Below are 25,423 nucleotides of genomic sequence, written 5' to 3' on the forward strand. Positions count from 1 at the left end.
CAATTGGAGTAACCGTTATAAAAAAATAGACAAAATACGAGTAACTAAAAAACTAATTGTTTGAGATACTAGTTTTTCTTTCTCAAATATGCAACACACATATCTCAAGGTCTTTATCTTTACAAAATATTTCACACACCTTATCTGTCTGAGTTTTCCGATAAAAAGATATTATCAGATCGTTTTTGCGATTTCTTCCTGTCCGGTTGTTTTCACGATAGCCCGCTATTTATCCCTGTAAAAACAATAAAGCATCCTCGAAAGAAACTATCAAAATCTGACCCGAGCAAAATTCAGGTTCTAAAAGGAGAAAATCCCCCAATAAAGCATAATATTTTTCAATATGTTTGAGATACGTTCCGAAAAAAAATATATCGAACAGACTATAATAAAAAAATAGAGGCTGCCAAATGACAGCCTCTACACACACTACAACCAATCCTAATTTTTACCTATTAGAAAACCTGAAAAACACATTTACATCACAAAATTATTTTAAACACCTTAATAGCTTTATCCGCTATTACAGAAATAAAATAAATTCCTTTGTTCAAATTCTCAAGAACACCTTTCCCCCTTACCGAAACAACAGAAATAAGAGATGCCGCTGCATCGGTAACTTTCAGAATAGCATTCTTTTCTCCTACATTATAACAGACTTTTCCGTCGGAAACATAGACGTTAACGTCTGAAACCTCTTTTTTTTTTAAACCGGTCGTCGTAGGATTAAAATCCGCCTTAGCGAACTTTCCGCCTCTTTTTCCATTATCGATAGCCTGTACCCCCCACTCATAATCGACATTCTCATCAGGAACATACATAGAATAAGAAGTTGTCATTATCTGACCTGAAATTTCTGCCACCTTAATAAATCCGGTAGCCGGATCAGCCGGAACTGTCATAAAATATTCCGATGAACCGGCCTTTCTCAAATACAAATTATATTGTAATGCCGATGCCGGAGTCACGTCATCTGTGGCAGCATCCCATGTAAAGGTTACCATCCGTGTATTCTTATCATAAGAATATCTCAAATTCTTCGGAGCTGACGGAGCCGCATTAGAATCAATATCCTTACTGCCCGAATTATTTTTCCACAATTGTGCAGCACAAGATTTCGAACATACCGATGTTTGTGCCCATCCCATATTCCAAGCATCCAGATAACCGTCATTATCATAATCTACCAAATGATTATTTCCATGACTGATTCTGTCAAAAGATCCTAATTTGCCGAAAGGATCATCATAATAAGCCCCGTAAGACTCAAAATAAAAATCGCCTTTATTCAAATATAACCAAGTCGTAATCTCATGTTCTGCCCCATGTCCTCCGACTAAAATATCCGGCAGTCCGTCATGATTAACATCACCCAGCGAAGGAGTTGCACCATCTACACCTTCAAAACCGCAGAAAGCATCATTCAACATTTCAAAACTACGATTTCCGCAATTTTTATAGACGAAGAACGATTTAGCATTCCCACCTTTATTTCGGGAATAACCTGTAACGACAATATCCATATATCCGTCTGCATTCAAATCGCCCAAAGCGCAAGAAGAATCATACGATCCGTAAAAATGTTGTCCGGTTTCACTGAAAGTGCCGTCGCCATTATTCCAATAAACATGCAAATTCCCCTCATTCGGACCGTATCCCGATGACACGATATCTAACCAACCGTCATTATCCATATCGGCAAAGTAAACAGACCCTCTCGCCAATCCTAAGAACGGATCAGTTCCGTTAAGCGGAGTTTCCTGCCGGATAAAACGTTTACCTTTATCATTCTTATACAAATATACGGCGCGACGGTCGTGATGTACCAGAACATTTCCATCTTCCGCCAACATGCCATCTGCATCTTCATAATCATCCCTTCCGGTGACAACAATATCCAAGTAACCGTCTTTATCATAATCACCTACCGAAACCCATTGACGAGAACGCCCCCCATCGGTATCATTATAGATAGGATAAATCCCCATACGGTTTCCCGATTTATCGGCAACATTCACCTCTTCAAAAACATAGTTTCCATCCGATCCTTTACCTTTATTCTCATATAAAAAGGCTGCTACATCGTTTAGATCATTTTCATAATCTTTATTCTTCAAACCGGGAACAAAAAGATCCAGCAATCCGTCATTATTATAATCAAACCATACCGGACAAGCATAATAACAAATATCAAAAGGGCTATCTTTTCGTTCAAACTCATCATTCCCGGCATATTTATACAATAATGCAGCACCTTGTTTCGAAGAAGAGAGGTGGTCGTTATTTCCCGAATATACAAGTTCCAATTTCCCATCATTATCAAAGTCTCCCCAAGCTACATTCGAACGATCCGATGTATGATAGAATTCTCCTACTGCTGTTTCGTTTCCATTTCCCGACTGTGCCGGTTCTGCAGGAACAGGTTGAAGTATTTTTTCAAATCTCGGAGTTATCACTATTCCCGGAGTAGGGATATCCGAATATTCGGGATTTTCCAGTTCATCATAATTCTCGGTATACTCAAAATCCTCGGTCACAAAAGCTGAGATACCGACATCCATAATCTGCTGGCCACCGCCCTGTTTTCCACCGACAGCGATCAAATTCCAACTATTCGGTTTCAATGCATTCTTAGCTTCTTCCGAAATATCTTTCGGTACATAATTAAAGACACATCCGGTTCTGGTCGCAGCCCATACCCCGTTAATATAAATTTCTATATCATCGTCATGGAATAAAACAAACCGCAACTTATCGATCATTTCCGGAGTAATATCTCCCAAATAGAACCAACGTCGCATATAAATCTGACTCGTTTTCCACTCTGTAGAAACAAGATCAGCAGAATGTTCAGGTAGTCCGGCACCAAAAGCTGCCACACCTTTTGCCCAAGCCCGATCATCAAATTCCTTGGCAAACCAACGGCGGGGAACATCGGTCGTCGTATTGTAACGCCATGTATATTTATGATCTTTTGCCGTAGAAAGTATCGGCTTAATAATCACCTTATTTTGAGGCATATTTACACACTCCTCGATTTTCGCTTTCAATTCTCCATAAGGAGAGTATGGCTTCAAAACACGACGGTCATAAGTTAATATTCCGTTTTTCTCGATTTCAACATCCGAAATTTGGGTATATACCGCTGCATTCAATCCTTGGTAATAAAAATCCTTTATTTTATCGCATAAGCCATTAAAAAATGCTGTGAAATCCCGACCTGTCTCTACCGTAGTATATTGAAAATCACCTCCCGGCCAAATATGTCCCGGCACTTTCAACGTTATTCCGCCATATTCTCCGCAAACCGCAGCCCGATTTGCATTAGAAGGACAAGAAGGATCGGGATAACTGTGCGTATCGATAATATTACCGACTTCGGCATCAGTCCACCCACTTGCACAACAGATCAAAGTAGTTTTTCCAAAGCGTGCCGGATTCAATGAGTTCACTTTAGAATCTACCACATTAGTCATACGCTCCGTATCGAATTGTCCCCAACCTTCATTAAAAACGATCCACTGAACAATGCTGGGATGATTTTTCAAAGCATCTATAATAGATTTTGATTCAGATTCAAAATTTGCTTTTGCAAAATCTTCATGACCTTTGGGCAGATTCGGACTCGGCAAGTCCTGCCAAACCAAAATTCCCTCTTTATCGCAATGATAATACCAACGAGCTGGCTCGGTCTTGATATGTTTACGCACCATATTGAAACCCAAGTCTTTCATCGTGCGGATATCGAATAATAATGCCTCATCACTGGGTGCAGTATATAATCCGTCAGGCCACCATCCTTGATCAAGCGGTCCCATCTGAAAAATCTGCTTATCATTCAAGAATATACGAGGAATATCTCCGACTTTTTTAACCTCGATCTTACGGATTCCGCAATAACTTTTCACAGCATCCGTTTCTTTCCCGTTCTTTACCAGAGAAATTTCAAGATCATATAAATAAGGATCTTCTACCGACCACGGATGTACCTCCCCATCGATCGTCATACGGATAATGCCGCCAGGATTTCCACCTTCTATTGTCGAAACGACATTTCCATCTTTATCTTTTATTTTCGCATTGACAGTAACCCCCTCGGACTCGCTCGGATTTATCATGAGCGACAACCACTTTTTATCTAAATTAGGCTCCATTGTAAACGACGCTATATGCACCGGATTCACCGGCTCTAACCATACAGTCTGCCAAATACCGCTCACTGCCGTGTACCAGCATATAGAAGGATTTCTGGATTGTTTCCCTGTCGGCTGTCCTTCCATACCCGTATTATCATAAATATATACAGCAATCTCCTGCTCTCCGCTACCTTTTAAGGCAGAAGTAATATCAAAATAAAAAGGATCATAACCTCCGGTATGCGTACCTACCTGAGTTCCGTTTACATAAACGACTGTTTTCCAATCGACAGCACCGAAATGGAGCAATATGTTTTTTCCTTTCATCGATTCGGGAATCACGACAGTTCTTCTATACCAATAACATTGTTCGTCGCTTTTCTCCATAACTCCCGATATAGCCGATTCCAAAGGAAACGGCACCAATATCTTTTTATCATAATCGAAATCTGCCGAATAGGCCTCGTCAATTACACCTTTCCTGAGATCCCACACTCCATTCAGATTCATCCAATCCGACCGAACCATTTGCGGCCTCGGATACTCGGGCAAAACATTATTCGGGTCTATCGTTTCAGACCACTTAGTCATCATGGGACCTTTTTTCATCTCCCACTCCGCTGCCTGAGAAATTGTCCCCGAAAACAACAAGAAACAAAGTAAAATAAATAAGCTCGTTCGAAAAGAATTCTGCTTCATGATATTAAAAAATTTAATCGTTAGAAAAATTATCATCCCAAAATTACCGTATATAGAATTAATTCAATAACACAAAACGGTCAATAAATAGAAAAAATAAGGCATTTATCTACACGATAAACGCCTTATTACAGATTAATCGCCTTCAACTACAACACGGTAATCTTAAGAGAGAAATTTTTTCCGTTTTCACCTGTAACTTTTACGACATAATTACCTGTCGGTACGGAAACTTCATTCCTTCCAAAAATATTTTGCCCGGAATGAACCAGTTTCCCATCCACATTATATATATCCAATCTTACCGGATTTTCAGCAATCACTACGATACGATGATCCCGAGAAAAAATCCGCACTCCTTCAAGTAATTCCGTATCAAGAGCATTGACATATCGAATAGGAACGACCTGTTGCAAACGAATATCTTCGGATGATGCTCCTACCAAAAATATATAATTTCCTTCAGGTGTGTAAAATTCAGAATTGTTCTCGCTCCATAAACGCAATTCTTTCTTAGGTATTCGCACCGTTATTTCGGTCTCTTGCCCTTTGGAGATATGCACACGTTTAAAACCTTTCAACTGCTTCAACGGTAAAGTCGTTCCTTGATCAGGGAACTGAATATATACCTGAGCGACCTCATCACCGTCATAATTTCCCGTATTCGATACAAAGAACTTAACCGTTACATTTTCCTCATCTTGAGTTACATCCAACCCTCGATACGCAAAATCGGTATAACTCAATCCATACCCGAACGGATATAAAGGTTTTCCTTCAAAATACATATAAGTACGATTATTCCTTACATTATAATCGTCAAAAGCCGGAAGATCTGACAAACTATTATAGAATGTCAAGGGAAGACGCCCTCCCGGGTTATAATCTCCGAATAAAGCTTCAGCGACTGCTGTTCCGCCCTGCTCTCCGGGATACCAAGCATCCAATACTGCCGGAATATTTTGGTCGATCCAGTTAATAGCCAAAGAACTGCCGGCAACCAATACGACTACTGTATTCGGGTTAGCTTTATAGGCCTCTTCAATAAATATTTGCTGGTCTTCGGGCAATTCTATCGTCGATCGGTCTTGGCCTTCCCTTTCTATAGTGCGATCTATTCCCAAAACCGCAATAGTCAAGTCGCTCCCCCGAATAATTTCTCCTGCATCTCCATAAGCATCGAGCAAACTTTCAGAATCTGTACTTGGGGTTCTCCAAGCCAACTTTGCGATCGCTTCACCATCATTATCGAAATACTCGGCTACCAACTTATACGTCTTGCCCTTTTCTAAATAAACACTTGCATAATCGGTTTCTTCTGCACGAATTTTCCAAGAATCGATCAACTTTTTACCGTCAAGATATAATCGGCATCCATCGTCAGACGTAAATGCGAACGTATGACGTCCCGTTTCCGGAGCAACCAGATTTCCGGTCCAACGAATAGACATTTTCCCTCTGGGAATTAAAGGATCGGAAGGCTGATTTTTCGGATCGAAAAAAATAGATTCTTCCGTATCGGTATTCGGCGTTCCCGATAAATCCATATTATTGAAATACTCGACAGTCAAACCGTCAGGAAAAGCAGACTTTCCGATCAGATTATATTCAAACGCTTTAGAAACAGGCGTTTTCCAAGCTAATTTAGCAATCGCCTCTCCTCCATTATCGAAATACTCAGCCTTCAATTCATACGTTTTCCCTTTTTCTAACGAAACAGTTACATAGTCTGTTTCCTCAGAACGGACTCTCCAAGAATCGATCAATTTTTCTCCGTTAAGATACAGGCGACATCCGTCATCCGATGTAAACGCAAACGTATATTGACCCGTAGCGGGAGCAATCAATTCCCCTGTCCAACGAATCGACATCGGACTTCCGGGAACTAAAGGATCCGGCGGACGATTTTTGGGATCAAAAAGAAGATAATCTTCAATACGCGTATTCGGAGTTCCTGAAAGATTTGCATTACCAAAATATTCGACTTTCAATCCATTCGGGAAAGCAGACTTTCCGATCAAGGTATATTCCAATGCAGGAGAGACCCACGGAGCATATTTCACCTCTACCTGATCCCCTATACGGGCTTTTATACCTTCCAAAACCGAAATAGGAGTATTTACAGGCGTTCCGCTATAATCTCCAAATTCACAATTCGCAGCATTTATACCGACTACCGCTATCGATTTTATATTATCGGTCTGTATCGGCAACATATCTTTGTCATTTTTCAATAACACCAAACTTTGGCGGGCAGCTTCCAATGCCAATTCACGATGTTTTTCACATCCCACAATCGAAGGAGATATTTTATTATACGGATTCTCATTCGGATCATCGAACAACCCCAACCGCATGCGACCTCTCAACACACGATACGCAGCAGAATCGATCTCGGACATGGTTACCATACCCCGATTATAAGCATTCAACAATGGAGTGATATAGACATTATCTCCACACTCCAGATCCAATCCGGCCTTTATACATAACGAGGCCGCTTCTTCATAAGTATCGACATAATGATGTTGCGATACAATATACTCGGGAGCACTGCAATCCGAAACGACATAGCCGTCAAACCCCCAATCATCCCGTAATACATCGGTCAGCAACCACTTATTCAGCGTACAAGGAATTCCGTTTACTGCATTATACGCCGACATGACACTTTGTGCCTGCCCCTCTTTAATACACTTTTCAAATGCCGGGAAATAATATTCCCGCAAATCACGTTCCGATATTACGGCATTACCGCTCGCTCTATTATGCTCTTCGTTATTGGCGGCAAAATGTTTCGGAGTCGATACTACTTTAATATACTTAGGGTCATTTCCTTGAAGTCCCCGAACAAATGCTGTTCCCAGCGTACCGGTTAAAAAAGGATCTTCCCCGTATGTTTCCGGCGTACGTCCCCAACGAGGGTCTCGTGCCATATTTACCGTCGGCGACCAAAACGTCAACAAGTCACTGGCACCTGCCGTCTGATCTTTACCTTGATTCAATTCATTCCAACGTCCTCTTGCCTCATCCGAAATAGCCGTCGACACTTCTTGCAAAAAATCAGGATTCCACATACTGGCAAGACCTATAGCTTGAGGAAATACCGTAAACTTCCCGGGACGAACAACTCCGTGCAGGGCTTCATTCCCATGATAGTATTTATCGATTCCCAAGCGGGGAATAGCCGGAGAAGTTGCCCGCAAAAGAGAAATCTTTTCAGAGACATTCAGGCGGGAAAGCAAATCCTTAATCCTTTCATGATGAGACAACGTCGTATCCCTGAAAGGATAACTGACTTGCGCCATGGTAAAGGAAGAAATTTGCAGCAAGAGCGCTATCATCCCCATACATTTTTTTATTTTCTGCATTTTACACCTTTTTAATATTCAAATCCATACTTGAAAAACAAACTTTTATCCGTCTCCAAAATAAAGAATTTTTTAGTTTCTATTTAAAAATATCTTTAAATAATTTTGCCCAGGACAATAGTAATGAACATTTATCCCGGGCAAACCAACTGAACGACTAACTGTATATATACAATTATTTTACAAGCACCTTATATGTCCCTACAGCACCGTTTTTATCCGTTACTTTCACGATATAGAACCCTGAAGCAGCATCGTATGTATTTGCTCCTGAAGATGCTACGGTTTCGGACATAGCCGCTCCGCTCAAAGTATAAACCGTTACTTTCACCGGATCTACAGTATTTACCATAATCTTTCCATTCGAAGCATATACTTCAACGCCCTCTACATCTGCGGTACTCTGCGATACTCCTGAAAGTTCTTTCTTATCCAAATAAATATCGAATACATTGGCTCCTGCAGTACTACTGTTCAAGATATTATAAACCATATACAACTGATGTTTTCCGGTCACCTCTCTCAACATTTCTCCGGCAGTATGCTTCTTGATACCCCAACTCCCGGTACCTTGTATTCTTACGCGAGCGATCGGTTCATGACCTTCCAAAATAGACGCCAAATCAGTATCCCAAGTCTCTTTCATAATAGTAAAATCGGGATCAAGATCGATATAAAATGCAAAATTAGCCTCATCGATAGGACCTAACCAACTACTTTCAGAAGCGTGATTTACGACAATACTCTTATATTCACCATTACCGAAGTCCACTCCGTCACCCAATGCATCAAAGAAATTGATAACCGTACCATTTTTAGTATAACCGATATTACCGGCACTTTCATATTGTCCTTTAGCAAGGACTTCATAATACCATGGATTAGCTTGACCTTCAAGGCATCCTACAAATGTACAATGAAAAGCATCATCCGAAGGCAACTCATCGACTACCGTTATTCCGCACTTAAGCGATTCCGTCCAAAGGTTTCCTTTCGAAAATTCGATATTCTGCAAGTTAAAGCCTCCGCCTACCCATTTCGCAATAATCTTATGTTCCCCTGTGACTGACTTAATATTAGCGGCAAGCGGAGTGATATTTGTCATCTGAAGGCCTGTCCAAATATTCGCTAACAGATTATCCTCAGAAACTTCATCCAAGTAAATTTCTACATAAAGATTAATATTAACATCGGCACTCCGCTTCACATAAGCTATAATCTGATCATAATCGCCATTGCCAAAATCCATGATTCCATAATCGACAATAAACCCGTCATTTGTCCATCCCCAAGAATCTCCGTCGAGTTTAGTATCGAAAAAAGGAGATTCTGCACCGGCTTCTTCACCTGTTGGGACCATAGGGACCGACTCCGTAGCCAAAAGCCGGGTAGATACCTCCTCATAACCGGGTATCATATTCGGAGTACGTAAAGCCAGACCATACAAATAGTCATGCTCTCCTTCCTGAATAAACCGATCTGCCGGTATCGGATTTTCATAAAAATTTACAGCCCAAATATTACCCGATCCACCGATAAACGTAAGATATACTTTCTGTTTTCCGGTGGGTTTGTAATATTGCGTTTGAGCTCCTTCGAACACACCGTCATGGTTCGGACCTTTAAGATAAGCCATCGAATCGGCAAATGTATAAACAGCCTGATAACCTCCGGTTTCATCAAGTGTAATTTGAGTAAACGGAAGCGAACTTTCATAATCCTGACCGGCATGCAATATTGCCCAACCGTCCATATAATATCCATTTGCAAAAACAATACCGGCAGCAGCATATTTATCTCCGTTTTCACCGAAATCCACCTCGCCCAAATAAACTTGGGTACTCTCACTGCAATTCCCGATATTCATCGTAACCGGGTCGAATTTTCCGTCTTTCATAATTTCGACACCACTTTCCGAATTGGTCGGAATTACCAAATCCTGAGCTACCGCAGAAGCTGAAAACATCAAAGTCAGCAATCCTGCTAAAAATGTATTTCTCTTTTTCATAACAAAAAAATTGAATTATTAATTATAAACTCAAGTTCCAAGGATATAACTTTCATCTTTTATACTTGCCTATTAATAGTTTTAGAACTGTCTAACAATTAACAATTAAACAGTTCCAAAACCGAATAAATCCCTATAAACCCTATTTTACAAGAACTTTATAAGTTGCAAGATTTCCGTTTTCATCCGTTATTTTCACGATATAGAACCCTGAAGCCGCATCGTAGGTATTCGTTCCCGAAGATGCTACGGTTTCGTACATAGCCGCTCCGCTTAACGTATAGACCGTTACTTTCACCGGATTTACGGTATTCACCATAATCTTTCCATTCGAAGCATATACTTCAACACCCTCTACATCCGCTGCAGTCTGTTGTACCCCGGTAACCTCTTGCGTATCGAAATAGATATTGAACACATTAGCGCCCGCTGAAGCATCATTTTTAATGTTATATACAATATAAAGATCATGTTTCCCGCTAAGATCTCCGGTTATCGCTCCGGCAGTATGTTTTCTTATACCCCAAGCAGTAGTGCCTTGGATTCTCACACGAGCAATCGGTTCATGACCTTCAAGAATTGTACTTAGATTATTTGCCCAATCCTCAGCAGTGTAAGTAAAATCAGGATCAAGATCGAGATAGAAATCAAAACTTGCATCTTCTATTTCCCCTAACCAAACTTTATCACAAGAATGATCTACAACAATGCTCTTATATACTCCTTCACCAAAATCTAAATATCCTCCATCTACATCAAAGAAATTAAGGACCGTACCATTTCCTGTGTAACCGACATTTCCGGCAGACTCCCATTGACCTTTTGCCATAATTGAACAACCCCAACCATTCGGGTTAGTACCATCGGTAAGTACACCCTCCGCACTATTCTCAAAGCTGATGCGCAAGGCATTATCCGACGGTAATTGATCTACAATCTGAACACCGCAAACAAGCCCTTCTTCCCAACCAGCACCTTTACTGAATTCTACAGCCAACAAGTCCGGTCCTTCACCGGCCCATTTTACCAATACTTTATGCGTTCCGGTAATCGGCTTGAAACTTTTAGCTATCGGATAGAATTCTTTCATGTGCAAATCTGCCCAAATTGAAGCAATCATGTTTTCTTCTTTTACTTCATCGATATAAACTTCAAGAAATCTCGATACACTGGGATCTGCATCTTTTTTTACATAAACAATTACCTGGTCATAACCGTTACCGAAATCAACATCTCCATAATCGGCAATAAAACCGGCCTTAAGCCAACCCCAAGCACCGCTTTCTTCATTAATCCGGACATCTTTAAATTCCGAGTCTTCTCCCATAGGAACTGCAGGAGTTGATTCTGTCGATAATTTCTTTACCGATATATCGCTATATCCCGATCTTTCTGACGGAAAACGCAAAACCGGAGCGCCCCACCAACCGGGACGGCCATCCCCTTCCTGAACAAAATCCTCCGGAGACAACTGATTTTCAAAGAATTTTACAGAACGGATATTCCCGTTACCGGCAACAAAAGTAAGCCATACTTTCTGTTTCCCTATCGGCTTGACATACTGCGTACCCGGTATAGCAATACCTTCGAATACCCCATCATGATTCGGTCCTTTAAGATAGGCCATCGAATCGGCAAACGTATAGTAAATTTGATAACCATTGGTTTCATCTATAGTCATTTGAGTAAAAGGCTTCGAAGATTCATAATCCTGACCGGCATGTAAAACCGCCCAGCCATCTGTACTCCAACCATTAGCAAAAACAATTCCGGCAGCAGCATACTTATCTCCGTTCTCTCCAAAATCGACTTCACCTAAACAAATGCGAGTAGACTCACCCGTATTTTGAATACATCCCGTGAGTTTATCCAACCTACCACTCTCCTCGATAATAAAATCTGCGGCCTCAATAGTCAAATCTTGTGCTATTGCCGAAGTAGAAAACATCAGAGTCAACAACCCTGTAAAAAATGTACTTTTTTTCATGATAAGAAAATTAATTATTGATTTAATTCGATTAAAATTTAGCATATGACACTCTATCCTTATAAAAACATCACTCCCTTGATACCTTTATAAGCACAAAAAGAAAAGAATATTCCCTAACGGACATTCTGTATCAATGAACATTCCAACCCCATATATGACTATAGTAAGTCAAAACATCGACTACGGGCAAAAATGTGCACTCATTTAATACAGATTTTCATTTAGGGATAGGATCGATCGTTCTGCACGACACATCTTCGGGCGAAAGAACAGGTTGTTCTTTTGATTGAGGATAACGCCACCCGAAAAAATTTGCGAGTAAAGTTTTTTTCATGATGTTAGCTTTTTATGTTATAGAAAAATTATCAATAGCAAATTTAATAATTCGAATCTTTTTTATATAACACAAAGCGTTCAATAAATAGCAATTTTCTGCATTTCATCCTTTTTAATCAAAGAATAAAATGCAGAAAATAAAAAAAATTACTCAAATGAATCCGTCCGGAAAGGTGTAAGAGGTAATCCGTTTTCCCCGTACAAATTACACGGAGGATTATCGGCCCACCCATAACGCACTGCAATAGGCACTGTCACATCCGGAGAAGTAACCGTAATCATATTCCCTTTGACTATGGCATGAGCAGGGTAAAATTTCATATCGGGTCCGGCTATTGCAAAACCGGTAGGAATTTCTCCTTTTACTATTATATTTTGATTAAATGATAAAATAACCGCCCCTTTCTCGATCTTAAAACTCTTGTACATCGGGATATCATATTTCCCCTTTCCATATGTATCGGCAAGTGCTAAACGTGCTAAACGCGCCCCTACTTCTTGCTTATTTTTAGGATGAATATCATACGCTTCACCTATATCGATCGTAACGACCATTCCCGTTTTTTCAAGATGCAGAGCATTCGCCTGAGCTTCCCGGAGGTGCGCCCATGTAGAATTCGGTTGTACCTCCTGCATGTTCAAAAAATTTGCTAATTGCACAAAATAAAACGGGAAATCATTCTTCCACAAATTACGCCAATCGGTAATCATCGATTGAAATAACGGGGTATACTGAACCGCTCTTTCTACATTTGCCTCGCCCTGATACCAAATAGCTCCTTTTATAGGAAAATTCCGAAGAGGATACACCATTGCATTATAAAGCACAGAAGGATAATTCTGACTATCCGGAGAAAAGGGAACTTGAGGCTGTTGAGACAACGGTACTCCAACACGATAATTCCACATTCCTGCCAGCGATATTTTATCATTACCCGCATCTATCGACAATTCTTCCGGAGAGCCGCAAATTCCACCGGTACCACTCTGATCTTGAACCTTCACCGTAATAATGCCCTTTCCCGATTTTACTAATTCTGCCGGGACTGAGTAAGTACGTTTTACATAATAACCGTCTCCTCTGGCAATTTCTTTACCATTAAAATAGGTAATATCTTTATCGTCTATCTTTCCCAAATTCAACGTCAAAGTCTTTCCTTCCCATTCAGAAGGTATATCTACAACTTTCTGAAACCATACCGAACCGTCAAAATCAGGAAGTCCGTTATGTTCCCAAGCTCCGGGTAAATTCATCTGTTTCCAGTCGTCACCCGATTGTTCATTGGAAGTCCAGCAAGGAACATTATTTTTCATTCCCGGGTCACAGTCATTCAAACGTTTTTCCCAATCGGTCATATCATCCTGATATTTCGCCATCAACAATTCTCTGTCGGCACGACATTGTTCTATACGGGCAGCATCCTCTTCAAAACCCCATACATGCTTCAACGCTGAAAGACTCGTCCACGCTTCGGCAGGAGTACCGCCCCATGTACAATCAATAACTCCGACAGGAACTTTCAATTTTTCCCATAGATTACGAGCATAAAAATAAGCGACCGCTGAAAAATTCTCCACACTTGAAGGCGAACATTCTTTCCAACCATCACCATTTATCTCTAATTTTTCAGAAGGGACATGAGAGATTACTTTTTTAACCTGTAACAAACGGATAGAAGGATAAATCGCCTCTGCAATCTCTTTTTCATAATTCATCACTTTCCCCCAACCGGCAACCGGCATTTCCATATTCGACTGTCCGGAACAGAGCCAGACCTCACCGACCAATACGTTTTGCAAGAAAAGAGGTTCTCCGTCATCGATCGTAATCGTATACGGACCTCCGGCTTTAGGTGTCGGAACTTGAACTTCGAATTTTCCATCCATACCGGATGTAACCCGAAAATCTTTAGAATTCCATCCGACTTTCACGACAACCTCTTTTCCGGCTGCAGATACACCGGAAATAGTAAGCATACTCTTTTGCTGAACTATCATATTGTCTGTAAAATAAGCAGGCAAAGAAATTTTTGCTTGCATCGACATAGATACACACAAAAAGAACAATAAAAACAAATACTTATTCATACAATTCCATTATCATATAACTACCCTGCAGAAAAAAATCAAATTCTTTCTGCAAGGCGATTATATATTGTTAAAACAAAATTATTTTTAAATTTTAGACAGGCTATTACAATTTTACTTTTTTTGAACGGACAGAAGCCTCTCCAGCGACCAAACCCTCGGATTTCACTTTCACCTTTATTTTTCCCGGATTAAAGGTCGTACGCACGGCAACTCTCATCAATCCGCCTTCTGCCTGCAATTCGGCATCACCCGGTGCATGATAAGAAAGTTCTTTATTTTCTGTTACATAGAAATTATAAGATCCTTTATAAACACCTTCTCCCTCAACTTCGAAATTGAGCAGATTATCGGCTCTCGGACACCACCGTCCCTCTTTATCGACAATCTTGGCCGTTACGATAAACGCATCGGAAGCATTTGCACGCAGAACAAACTGTTCTCCGTCCGGTTTAGGCATCGGTTTCTCTATCGTTACCTCTATTGCATAGGGTTCACCTGACGATTCTATTTTTTCAGAACATACAGGTTTCTTATCGGCATCCAATCCGACAGCTTTAACAACTCCGGGAACCCACTGAATGTCTTTCCACGTACACCTGCGTGTTCGGGAATCCGGCTCAACGATTCCATAAGATTTGTCGTTAATAAACAACTCTACATACGGACAATTACTCCATGCATCGACATCTTGAATACCGGAATAATTCCAATGGCTCTGCAAAGCGACTCCCGGTTTTTGGGAATAGGGTATCCAAAGCGCATTCTGATAAATACGATATTTCAATTTCGGAAAACGATTACCGTCCATTGCACATGAACCTAAACTTTTTTGATTTCGTTTTCCGTTCAAATAAATAGTATAACCTTCGCCATACGTCTCGGCCAGCATCCAATCGATCCAACCACAAGCTTTATTATCTAAATCCTGAAGATAATTTTCTACATAATACTGAGAAAATCTTTTCTCGTTATCATAATCAAAGCGGGCGATACACCAGCTCGGATTTCCGCTCCAATTGGTTCCATAAACTTCAGAATTATACGAAGGATAACCTTTCATTTTTTCATAACGATTAGTATATCCGATCAAAATAGGATCTTCCTTATTCCATTTCGGAGGGAATCCGTCACGATTAGACACAATACGAGGTTGGATATAATCCCATCTTCTCACCTGCTCAAGAGTATAAGAGGGGTAGTACTTCTCACCTTCATAAGGTAAGCCGTTGTTCGATTCCCAAACAGCAACCGAAGGATGACTCCGATAAGCAATCATCACATCCCTGTCATATTCCCACTTATAAGAAAGAGACGGTTCATCTCTCAACGCCCACTCATTATCCCCTGTATTTAAAATTACGAGAACTCCATAAACATCGCACGCCTCGAATATTTCGGCAAAGGGCGGCTGATGCCCTACACGATAGGCATTTCCTCCACATTTAGCAATATAAGCTATATCCTGCCACTGCAAAGATACCGGTACGGCAGAACCCAATCCCGGATATGTATTTCTATTCCCGAATCCCCGCAATATACACTTCTCTCCGTTAACATAACAATAATCTTCATCCCAAGTAATCTCCCGTATTCCACACCGCTCGTTTTTGGTATCGGTCAATTTCCCGTTTACATATACCTGATTGGAAACCGTATATAAATACGGTTCACCCGAACATCCCACAGGATACCATAAATGAGGTTTTTCTACAGAACCGGTACGGTCAAATAAGCGAGTTTGCCCCGGAGCAATTTCCTCGACATCCGAAAAAGACAAAACCGTACGTCCTTTTTTATCTATAAGTTTAGTACGCAACTCGACAGACTGTTCTTCATCCGTAGCATTTTCTACATTAGTCTGAAACCGCATGACAGCTTTCTGAGGGTTTGCCGATACAGTACCGAAATAAGTGCCCCATTTTTTTAACGGAGTATAACTGTTATACGGGATATACACCTTATTCTTTTTATGCAAATAAACCGATGCGGCTATTCCACCCATTGCTTGACCGAAACCTTCATTTTCACCAAATCCCGGCCATGCAAAAAACGTACCTTTAGAATTAGAGACTCTAACGGCAATCTGATTTTCTTCGTTCCATTTTATATAATCTGTAATATCCACGACAAAAGGCATAAAACTTCCTACATGAGTGACCGGTCCGGGTTGTTTAGCCTTGAAGTCTCCTTGAATAGCATGACCGTTGATATACACGATTGCACCGATATTCACACTTTTAAATTCAAGGAATATTTTTTTGTCTTTATCTTTTTCTTTAAAAAATATTTTCTTTCGATACCATGCTTCTCCCCGCCAACAACGTTCTCCGGTAGTTGCATTCAGATAGGTATCACGTTCATTGAAACAGTGAGGTAAACCTACGGTCTCCCATTCGCTATCATTAAAAGCTATGTCGGTCAGCTCTTGCTCCGACCAGATATTACGGCTAACCGGATGCACCAGAAGTTCCCCTATTTCGGCAGACAAATCTTTTTGATCAGAAGAAAGACATTTCGTAACGGTAAAACGCACATAACGGTAAGAGCCGGAAACCGGAACAGAAAACAAAGTTCTCGTGACTACGGCAACATTACCTATCGTATTATTGATCGCCTCCGTAAAAATATTTTCTTTATGCAATTCGCATTCCTGTACAGAAAGTCCATCAGATAATATCCGCCAATTATTATTATCGTCGCTTACCTCTACTCGACAAGCAACGTAGCGTACCGAGTCGCCATTGAATACTAATTTTATTCTTTCAATCGGTTTCTTTTCTAATAAATCCACAAAATAATTTTTCCCGACAAGAGGTTTTCCTGCTCCGGTATCGAATTTTCCATCGTTTATTCCAGAAACTACATCAGTTCCAGAAAGGACAGTAAGACCTGACACAAGATTACTTTCCTGCCGAATCACTTTAGAGAATTTCCAAGGCGTCTCTCCTATATTCACGGTTTGTTGAGCTCTCATTTGTCCAATAAACGAAACAAATAAAAGCATAAAAAATATCTGATAAATTTTTCTCATTTGATAAAATGATTATTGTTTTGGTATTATTATATTCCCCAACGATTATTGCATAAGAAATAATCGCATCAAGAGCATTTCCTTCTATTTATAAAAGGAACTACACAAAATAATAAACTTACTTTAGGTAAAACTTATCTTCTGTCTTTTTACAGAAGAGGCAGTTCTGATCATAACGATATAGATACCCTTTCCAGGTAACTCAAAATTACCAGATTGATAAATCTGTTTTTGAGAAACGATTCCTCCGTTAGTATTAAATAGTGTAAGTTCTCCAGCTCCTTCGATCGCATAATAAAGAGAAGCTCCGACATTCCACATCCGAATATCCTCATTTTTAGAAATAGCATCTGTCCCGCTCACTTCCTCTACTTTTAACGTAGATGTTGCAAATATTCCTCCTTTATTTCCATTATCGATAGCCTGCACTCCCCACTCATACTCTCCCGCAGCTTTAATATTCATCTGATAAGAGCATCGGATAAGCTCGCCCGATATTTTTCCCACCCGCACAAATCCGGTCTGAAGATCTGCCGGGACAGTCATAAATATTTTATCAGAACCCTTTTCACGAAGATAAAAATTATATCGTAATGCTGCAGACGGAGTCACATCATCTGTCGGTGCACTCCATGTAAACGTAGCTACATCCGTACTTTTATCAAAAGAAGCAACAAGATTTGCAGGAACAGCAGGAGCTTCATTGGATTTTACACCTTTTGTCGAAGCTATATTTTTCCACAACTTCGCTTCACAACCATTCGAACACTCTCCATTAGACCATCCCATCAACCAAGCATCTAAAAATCCGTCGTTATCATAGTCGATCAGATGGTGACTTCCATGTGTTATCCGGCTGAAATGTCCTTTTTTACCAAACGGATCATCGTAATGTGCTCCATATACAGCAAAATCAAAGTCTCCTTGATTGATATACAACCAAGTCGTGTGTTCATGCTCCGCACCATGTCCTCCGACCAAAATATCGGTCAGACCATCCTGATTTACATCCCCGAAAGATAATTGTCCGCCATCGATCCCTTCCAAAATTGCCACATCGACTTTTTCAAATTTTCGATCACCGAGATTTTTATAAAAATAAAACTGCTTGGTTTTAGTATTAAAATAATATCCAGGAACTACAAGATCGGGCAAACCGTCGTTATTCAAATCGCAAATTCCGCATGAAGAATCATTTACCCCCAAGAAGGTCTGGTCACTTTCTGTAAATGTTCCGTTTCCATTGTTCCAATAAATATGCAATTCCGAATTTCGAGAAAGACCGTATCCTGAAGACATAATATCCAACCATCCGTCGCCATCCAAATCAGAAAAACAAACACTACCGTCTGTCTCTCCATGAAACGCACCTCCGCCTTTCAACGGAGATGATTGTAACTCAAAACGCTCTCCATTTATATTTTTATACAAATAAACAACCCTTACGGCATCCTCAGGATGTTCCGAATCAGGACGTGCACAATCATCGAAACCGGTCATAATAATATCGACATACCCGTCATTATTATAGTCGCCGACTGAAACCCAATTATGCCCCTTACCTCCGGTTTTACCATTATATATCGGTAATATCCCCGTCTCCGATTCAGGAATTTCCTCAAAAGTAACTGTCCCGTCAGAAGCTATTCCTCGATTGATATACAAATGAGTCTTTATTTGATCAAATTGAGTATCCCCATCCAACCAGGCATAGTTCCAATCATTCAAACCCGGAAGAAGAAGATCCAACAAACCGTCATTATTCATATCAAACCATACCGGACAAGAAAATGCCGTACCCTCAAAAGGAGAGTCAAGTCGGGTAAATGTACCGTCCCCGTTGTTCTTATAAAAATTAGACTGGATTTTCGATGCATGGATATGCTCGTTCTTGTCACTATAAAAAAGATCTAAATACCCGTCATTATTATAATCTCCCCATGCACTTCCAGTATATGTTGCATGATAAAAACAACCGGCAGGATTCGTTCCTTTATTGCCGCCTACAGCAGCCTGTTTAGGGACAGGATTCTCCACTTCTTCAAATTTCACATTCGCAACATCTCCCGCAACCTGAGCTTGTAACAGCATATGGCTACAAAAAATTCCGCCCCATAGCAAAATTTCCTTTATCAACCTATTTTTCATGATGTTAGTTTATTATTGACATAGAATAAAATTATCACGATAAAGATACTTATTCATTATCTTTTTTTATAGCACAAATCGTTCAATAAATAGAAATCTCGAATTAATAAAGCCATACTTTAGCCTATAACTACTTTTTAAGCGCTTAGATTCTATCTGAATCTTACTCTGGCCAAGTTTGAGAGAAATCCTCATGAATAGTCGGTTTCCCTCATGAGAGGGGAAACCGTACCGATATCGCAAACATCGTTATAATCCGGGAAAAAACGCAAAATAACCGGATAATAACTTCTATCGGAAAATTTAGACAGGCTTTTAATCCGACAACATAAGAAGATTAAATCTTACTTTCGGTTTTCACCGACAAAACGGCAACCAATATTGTCTAAATTCCAAGTCTCCATCCATGGGATCGTGAGATTTTCACCTTCAAAAACGATTGGTAACCAAATATATCTCGAATCGATCAAATTTGTTTTATTCCACTTGTCAAACATCATTATATAGCCATCTTTCTTCCCGTTTACCGGCAAAATGAAAGTGCTTTGTCCGTAAAAAGTTTTATCGGCATCTTTCCCCCGACAAGGATTTTCGACAGCTTTCCACGGCCCTAATATCGATTCAGCCACAGCATACTCCGCCTCGTTAGGATCCCATCCTGTACAACCAGAAGTAACCATATAGTATTTACCATTTCTCTTAAATATGGCCGGAGCTTCTCTAAACTTATTCGGGAAATTTCTCGTATAAGTCCCTGAATGATCTAAGTAATCATCAGTCAACAAACTAATATAAAGAGTTGCATTTCCTTCTGACGAATAAATATGATATGCCTTCCCATCATCATCTTTAAATAAGGTCATATCCCTACTGATCTGTCCATTAGGATGCATAGATCTTAAATATGTAAATTTTCCGGTAGGAGAATCACTAACAGCAACACCAGCCGCTGCCTTCCAATAATTATAACTGTCTATATGCATCCACATAACGAATTTTCCGGTTTCATCATTATATATGACTTTCGGACGTTCTATAACCATGGATGGATGGATGTCGGAATGAGGATTAAGTGTATCCGGTTCCAATACAATGCCTTCGAATTTCCAATTATATAAATCTTTCGAAGAATAACATGAGACACCGCCAGCTTCGGTCCTGTAACAATCCCAATCAACACCGGGAGAGCGATATGTATGCTCACCCTTATACTCCCCATACCAATAATATGTCCCGTCATGATACAAGACACCTCCACCATGCGCATTTATCGGATTTCCATCCGTATCTTTCCACTCTTTTCCCGGCATAATACTTTGAGCATAGCACGAGAAAACCGAGCATACACATAGGCATGCTAATAACAAACAAAAATTTTTCATATTTTTAAGATTACATGTGTCTAATAATTACGCTACGGCTAAGAAGATTGCCGCTGCTGTTTTTCAAACTCTTTTGGTGTCATACCGAACTGTTTTTGAAATAATTTTATAAAATACGACGGAGAATTAATTCCGACAAGGAAACATATTTCACCTATTCTATGGCGTCCATCAATGATTAGTTCCGTTGCTTTTTTAAGACGGATCAACCGGATAAAATCGGCCGGAGAAGTTCCGGCAATAACTTTAATTTTACGATGAAGACTCGAACGACTCATAAAAACTATTTCGGATAATCGCTCTACCCCAAAATTCGGATCTGTTATATTATCTTCTATAATACCGATCAACTTATTCATCAGCTCCTCATCGGCTTTACTCATTCCCATAGAAGTAACCGGCAAGAAAGGTTTTCTCATAAATGCTTCTTTCTCCCTCTTCCTATTATCGAACAAAGACGTCAACTGAGCCAATAAATACTGGAAAGAAAAAGGCTTCTCTATATATACATCAGCACCCATCTTCAACCCTTCGATCTTACTATCCAAATCATTTTTAGCCGTGAGCAAAACGACAGGAATATGACAGAACTCGATATTAGATTTAATATTCCGACAAAGTTCAAATCCGTCCATTTCAGGCATTATTATATCGGAAACAACAAGATCAATATTTTTCTCTTCTAATATTTTTAAAGCCTCGACACCATTCTGAGCCTGTTCTACGATAAATTGTTGCTTCAATTTATCCACCATAAAATGAAGCAATTCTACGTTATCTTCCACGATGAGAACTACTTCTGTGTTTTGCTTTTCATCATCTATGACACTATCTTCCGGCAAAAAGTCTTCATTCAAAGATAATGTATCACTCTTTTCTACATTTTGCGCCACAGGAAGTCTCAGTACAAAACAATTCATCCCATCCCGTTCTTCAAGAATAAGAGAGCCATGATGAAGCTCACTCAAAGATCTGGCTAACGATAAACCGATACCCGAACTCGAAAGAGCATTCGCATCCTTTTTCATTTGATAAAACGGATCGAAAATCTTTTCTCTCAACTCAGCAGGTACTAATTGTCCGTCATTCAAAAAAACAATTTTAAAATCAGGTTCTCCCGGTTCAACTTTTATTATAATCTTATCATCCGAATACCGGATTGCATTCGAAAATAAATTATTCAAAATCTTTATAAGAGAACTACGGTCTGCCAAAACATAAATATCGAATTCCGGTAAAATAAGTTCCATATGCCGATTTTCCGATAAAGCCATTGCTTCAAAGCGTTGATACTCATCTTTCAATATATCCACGACATTCAGAGATACAAAATTCATCTGCATTTGATTACCGTCCATTTTTCTAAAATCCAGCAACTGATTGATCAACGCCAACAGTTCCGAAGTATTCCGGCTCATTATCTGAAGATTCTTTTTTATTTCGGGATCGGTAATATTCATTTCCAACATCGATTCCAACGGTCCGTTAATCAAAGTTACCGGTGTACGTATCTCGTGAGCAATATGTGTAAAAAAATCGATTTTTGAACTATATAGTTCTTTCTCTTTTTCACTTTCAAACAACTGCTGTTTTTCTGCTGATTTTATTTCACTCCTACTCTTATACCAACGGAACCATAAATAAAATATCAACACAGCCAAAATACAATAGATAACATACGCCAACGGGCTTTTCCACCAAGGAGGTAAAACCGTTATTTCCACTACAGCTCCGCTCTCATTCCACAATCCGTCATTATTAGCTCCTTTTACCCGGAAAGTGTATTTTCCCGGAGGAATATTCGCATAAGAAACATTATGATTATCACGTGTATATACCCAATCATCATCGATATTATCCATTTTATAGGCATACACATTAGCCGACGGAGACACATAACTCAATGTCACAAACTCAAAACCGATACTCGCCTGATCATAATTCAACGTTATCTTGTCGGTATATAAGATGCTTTTTTGCAAAGGTGAATTTTCTGAACGTGGTGTAACCTCCTTATTTCCAATCAATAACTTCGTAATAAAAACCGAAGGTATACAACTATTTTTTTGCATCTGATAAGGATCAAAAGAAATCAAACCTTCAGAACTTCCAAAATAGAATATCCCCGACGAGCTCACAAATGCCGATTTATAATTAAATTGGTCTCCCGGCAAGCCGTTATCGGAAGTAAACACTTCACTCTGCCCTGTTTCAGGATCAAATTTTACTAATCCTTTATTAGTCCCGAACCATAAATTACGATTTTTATCTTCCAATATCTTATACGCTGTATCGTCAGGCAATCCTTGTTTTTCAGAAAATGTCGTAAAATTATCTTCTGTCTTATTATATCGACATACCCCTCCCCGATCTGTAGAAAACCAAATTTCTCCGGAAGAAGTCTCCTTAATATTGCTAACAGAATTAGAACTCAAACTTACATCATCTCCTTCACGATGCATATAATGCTTGATTTTTCTATCCTCAGGATTATATTTATAAACGCCATTTCCCATTGTTGCTACCCAAATATATCCGTCAGAATCTTCTATTATGTCGAATATATAGCTCAGTCCGAATTGAGGTAGTCGGGTAAAGGTCATAGTTTTTTTATCTCCGACATATACCCCCCAAGCATTACCGATCCAGATTTTACCTTTACGGTCTTCACATAAAGCATATATACTGGCTTCATTCAATCCCAACTGTTCTCCGGAATAATGACGGACCGAGAAATTTCTCCGATCGATCATATCAAGACCATTCTTAAAAGATCCCGCCCATATATAATTTTTATCGGCCAAAAGAGCCAATGACTTCTCACAAACCGATTTAGGTCCTACATCCCTTCCTATTTTCTTAAATGCACCGGTATGAGGATCAAAAATATTGATGCCGGCATCTTCTGTACCGACCCATATATTTCCTTCTTCATCTTCCACAAGCTCTCTCACACGTTTACTACTGATCGTATAGGGTCTATTCAAAGGTATATGTCTTGTAAACTCTATTCCTCTTTGAGGACAGTAATTTACTCCCCCCAAATTAGTCCCGATCCATATACCGTTTTCTCTGTCCCGATAAATTCGTCCGATCTGATTATCAGATAATGAATAAGAACACATCGGATCATTATAGATATGTGATATTTTGTTTTTTAATTCGTTAATAACATAAACGCCCGACTGAGTTCCCACCCATAATTCATCGTCAAAACAAGCTACATCACGAATAATCTTATAATGTACTTCAGGAGCATTGACGTCTGTTAAAGTATTTTTTCGCTTATTCAGTTTTCTCAACTTTCCTTCATGTATTCCGATTACCAACTCATCGCCGTAATCACACATTTTGTAAATATTCTCTCCGAACAAGGTTTCACCGGAATTATCACCCAAATATTGGGTAAATTTGTCATTCTCCCTATTATAAAGGTAAACACCCTTACCATTTGTCCCTACCCATAATCGTCCGCTTCGATCTACACAGAGACATTGAGGATTACCTTGATCGGGAAGTTTAGGATCTCCGAAAGGATAATGCACCAACCCGTCACTATCATAGCGGAATAAACCTTGATTAGGTAAAACAATCCAGATATTTCCGTCGGCATCTTCCCTTATATCCGACACCCAATCTTTCATTTTTATTCCGCTCTTTGTCGAGTCATTGACAAAAGTAAAAGTCTCATAAACCGGATTGAAAATAAAGATTCCCTTATCCGTACCTATCCAAAGATGTTTATTTTTATCTTCATAAAGCGACGAAATATTATTGTTTCGTTTGTTAGCTATAGAATCGTAACAATCAAATACCTGAATGGAATTTCCATCGAATCGGTTCAATTTATTCCGGGTTCCAAACCACATAAAGCCTTCGCTATCTTGTAATATAGCTTTAATATCGGTCTGTGAAAGTCCATCGTGACCGTTTATGATGGTAAAATAATATTTAAACGAATAATCCTGAGCCTGCAAGGTAATCAGACTTAACAAACCAATTATTCCTAAAAGATACCTCTTCATGGTATTCATAAATTTTGCTTTTCGCAAATGTATATATAAAAAAACAAACATATATTCCAAAAAATAACAATCTGGTCGAAATTACAATATCTCAAACGCCTCATTACGGTATAAATGAAACAAATCTTTCAAAAATTGACACTCCTATTACAAGAACACTTATCGATTCACTCTATATTTGTAATATAATTTAAATATTGAATACC

The 25,423-nt window shown here is 39.5% G+C and carries 9 protein-coding genes; all 9 read right to left on the reverse strand.

Annotated features, from left to right (window positions below; translation table 11 throughout):
* Window positions 1-482 precede the first annotated feature (482 nt).
* Window positions 483-4,835: a glycoside hydrolase family 2 gene (locus tag QUE35_RS06645; protein WP_031258258.1), complete on the reverse strand. Its 4,353-nt coding sequence runs from the start codon at window positions 4,833-4,835 to the stop codon at window positions 483-485.
* 149 nt (window positions 4,836-4,984) lie between these two features.
* Window positions 4,985-8,206, reverse strand: coding sequence for a glycoside hydrolase family 3 C-terminal domain-containing protein (locus tag QUE35_RS06655; protein ID WP_022600384.1), 3,222 nt, complete (start codon window positions 8,204-8,206; stop codon window positions 4,985-4,987).
* Between the two features lie 175 nt (window positions 8,207-8,381).
* Window positions 8,382-10,214, reverse strand: a complete 1,833-nt coding sequence (locus QUE35_RS06660) for a T9SS type A sorting domain-containing protein (protein ID WP_022600382.1) — start codon at window positions 10,212-10,214, stop codon at window positions 8,382-8,384.
* Window positions 10,215-10,356: 142 nt separating this feature from the next.
* Window positions 10,357-12,201, reverse strand: coding sequence for a T9SS type A sorting domain-containing protein (locus tag QUE35_RS06665; protein ID WP_022600380.1), 1,845 nt, complete (start codon window positions 12,199-12,201; stop codon window positions 10,357-10,359).
* 486 nt (window positions 12,202-12,687) lie between these two features.
* The gene (locus tag QUE35_RS06670) at window positions 12,688-14,628 is read right to left on the reverse strand and encodes a sialate O-acetylesterase (RefSeq protein ID WP_031258257.1); all 1,941 of its coding nucleotides are present in this window, start codon (window positions 14,626-14,628) and stop codon (window positions 12,688-12,690) included.
* A gap of 106 nt (window positions 14,629-14,734) precedes the next feature.
* The gene (locus tag QUE35_RS06675) at window positions 14,735-17,662 is read right to left on the reverse strand and encodes a DUF4982 domain-containing protein (protein ID WP_022600376.1); all 2,928 of its coding nucleotides are present in this window, start codon (window positions 17,660-17,662) and stop codon (window positions 14,735-14,737) included.
* Window positions 17,663-17,785: 123 nt separating this feature from the next.
* Window positions 17,786-19,810, reverse strand: a complete 2,025-nt coding sequence (locus tag QUE35_RS06680; protein WP_031258256.1) for a T9SS type A sorting domain-containing protein — start codon at window positions 19,808-19,810, stop codon at window positions 17,786-17,788.
* Window positions 19,811-20,154: 344 nt separating this feature from the next.
* Window positions 20,155-21,192, reverse strand: coding sequence for a glycoside hydrolase family 43 protein (locus QUE35_RS06685; RefSeq protein ID WP_022390976.1), 1,038 nt, complete (start codon window positions 21,190-21,192; stop codon window positions 20,155-20,157).
* 38 nt (window positions 21,193-21,230) lie between these two features.
* Window positions 21,231-25,226, reverse strand: coding sequence for a hybrid sensor histidine kinase/response regulator transcription factor (locus QUE35_RS06690; RefSeq protein WP_244925453.1), 3,996 nt, complete (start codon window positions 25,224-25,226; stop codon window positions 21,231-21,233).
* Window positions 25,227-25,423 lie beyond the last annotated feature (197 nt).

It is taken from the genome of Coprobacter fastidiosus (assembly GCF_030296935.1).
GTDB classification, from domain to species: domain Bacteria; phylum Bacteroidota; class Bacteroidia; order Bacteroidales; family Coprobacteraceae; genus Coprobacter; species Coprobacter fastidiosus.

Bases quoted from the DNA above. Each gene is read 5' to 3' on its own strand.
- QUE35_RS06645 (WP_031258258.1), bottom strand. From the start codon at position 4,835: ATGAAGCAGAATTCTTTTCGAACGAGCTTATTTATTTTACTTTGTTTC.
- QUE35_RS06655 (WP_022600384.1), bottom strand. From the start codon at position 8,206: ATGCAGAAAATAAAAAAATGTATGGGGATGATAGCGCTCTTGCTGCAA.
- QUE35_RS06660 (WP_022600382.1), bottom strand. From the start codon at position 10,214: ATGAAAAAGAGAAATACATTTTTAGCAGGATTGCTGACTTTGATGTTT.
- QUE35_RS06665 (WP_022600380.1), bottom strand. From the start codon at position 12,201: ATGAAAAAAAGTACATTTTTTACAGGGTTGTTGACTCTGATGTTTTCT.
- QUE35_RS06670 (WP_031258257.1), bottom strand. From the start codon at position 14,628: ATGAATAAGTATTTGTTTTTATTGTTCTTTTTGTGTGTATCTATGTCG.
- QUE35_RS06675 (WP_022600376.1), bottom strand. From the start codon at position 17,662: ATGAGAAAAATTTATCAGATATTTTTTATGCTTTTATTTGTTTCGTTT.
- QUE35_RS06680 (WP_031258256.1), bottom strand. From the start codon at position 19,810: ATGAAAAATAGGTTGATAAAGGAAATTTTGCTATGGGGCGGAATTTTT.
- QUE35_RS06685 (WP_022390976.1), bottom strand. From the start codon at position 21,192: ATGAAAAATTTTTGTTTGTTATTAGCATGCCTATGTGTATGCTCGGTT.
- QUE35_RS06690 (WP_244925453.1), bottom strand. From the start codon at position 25,226: ATGAATACCATGAAGAGGTATCTTTTAGGAATAATTGGTTTGTTAAGT.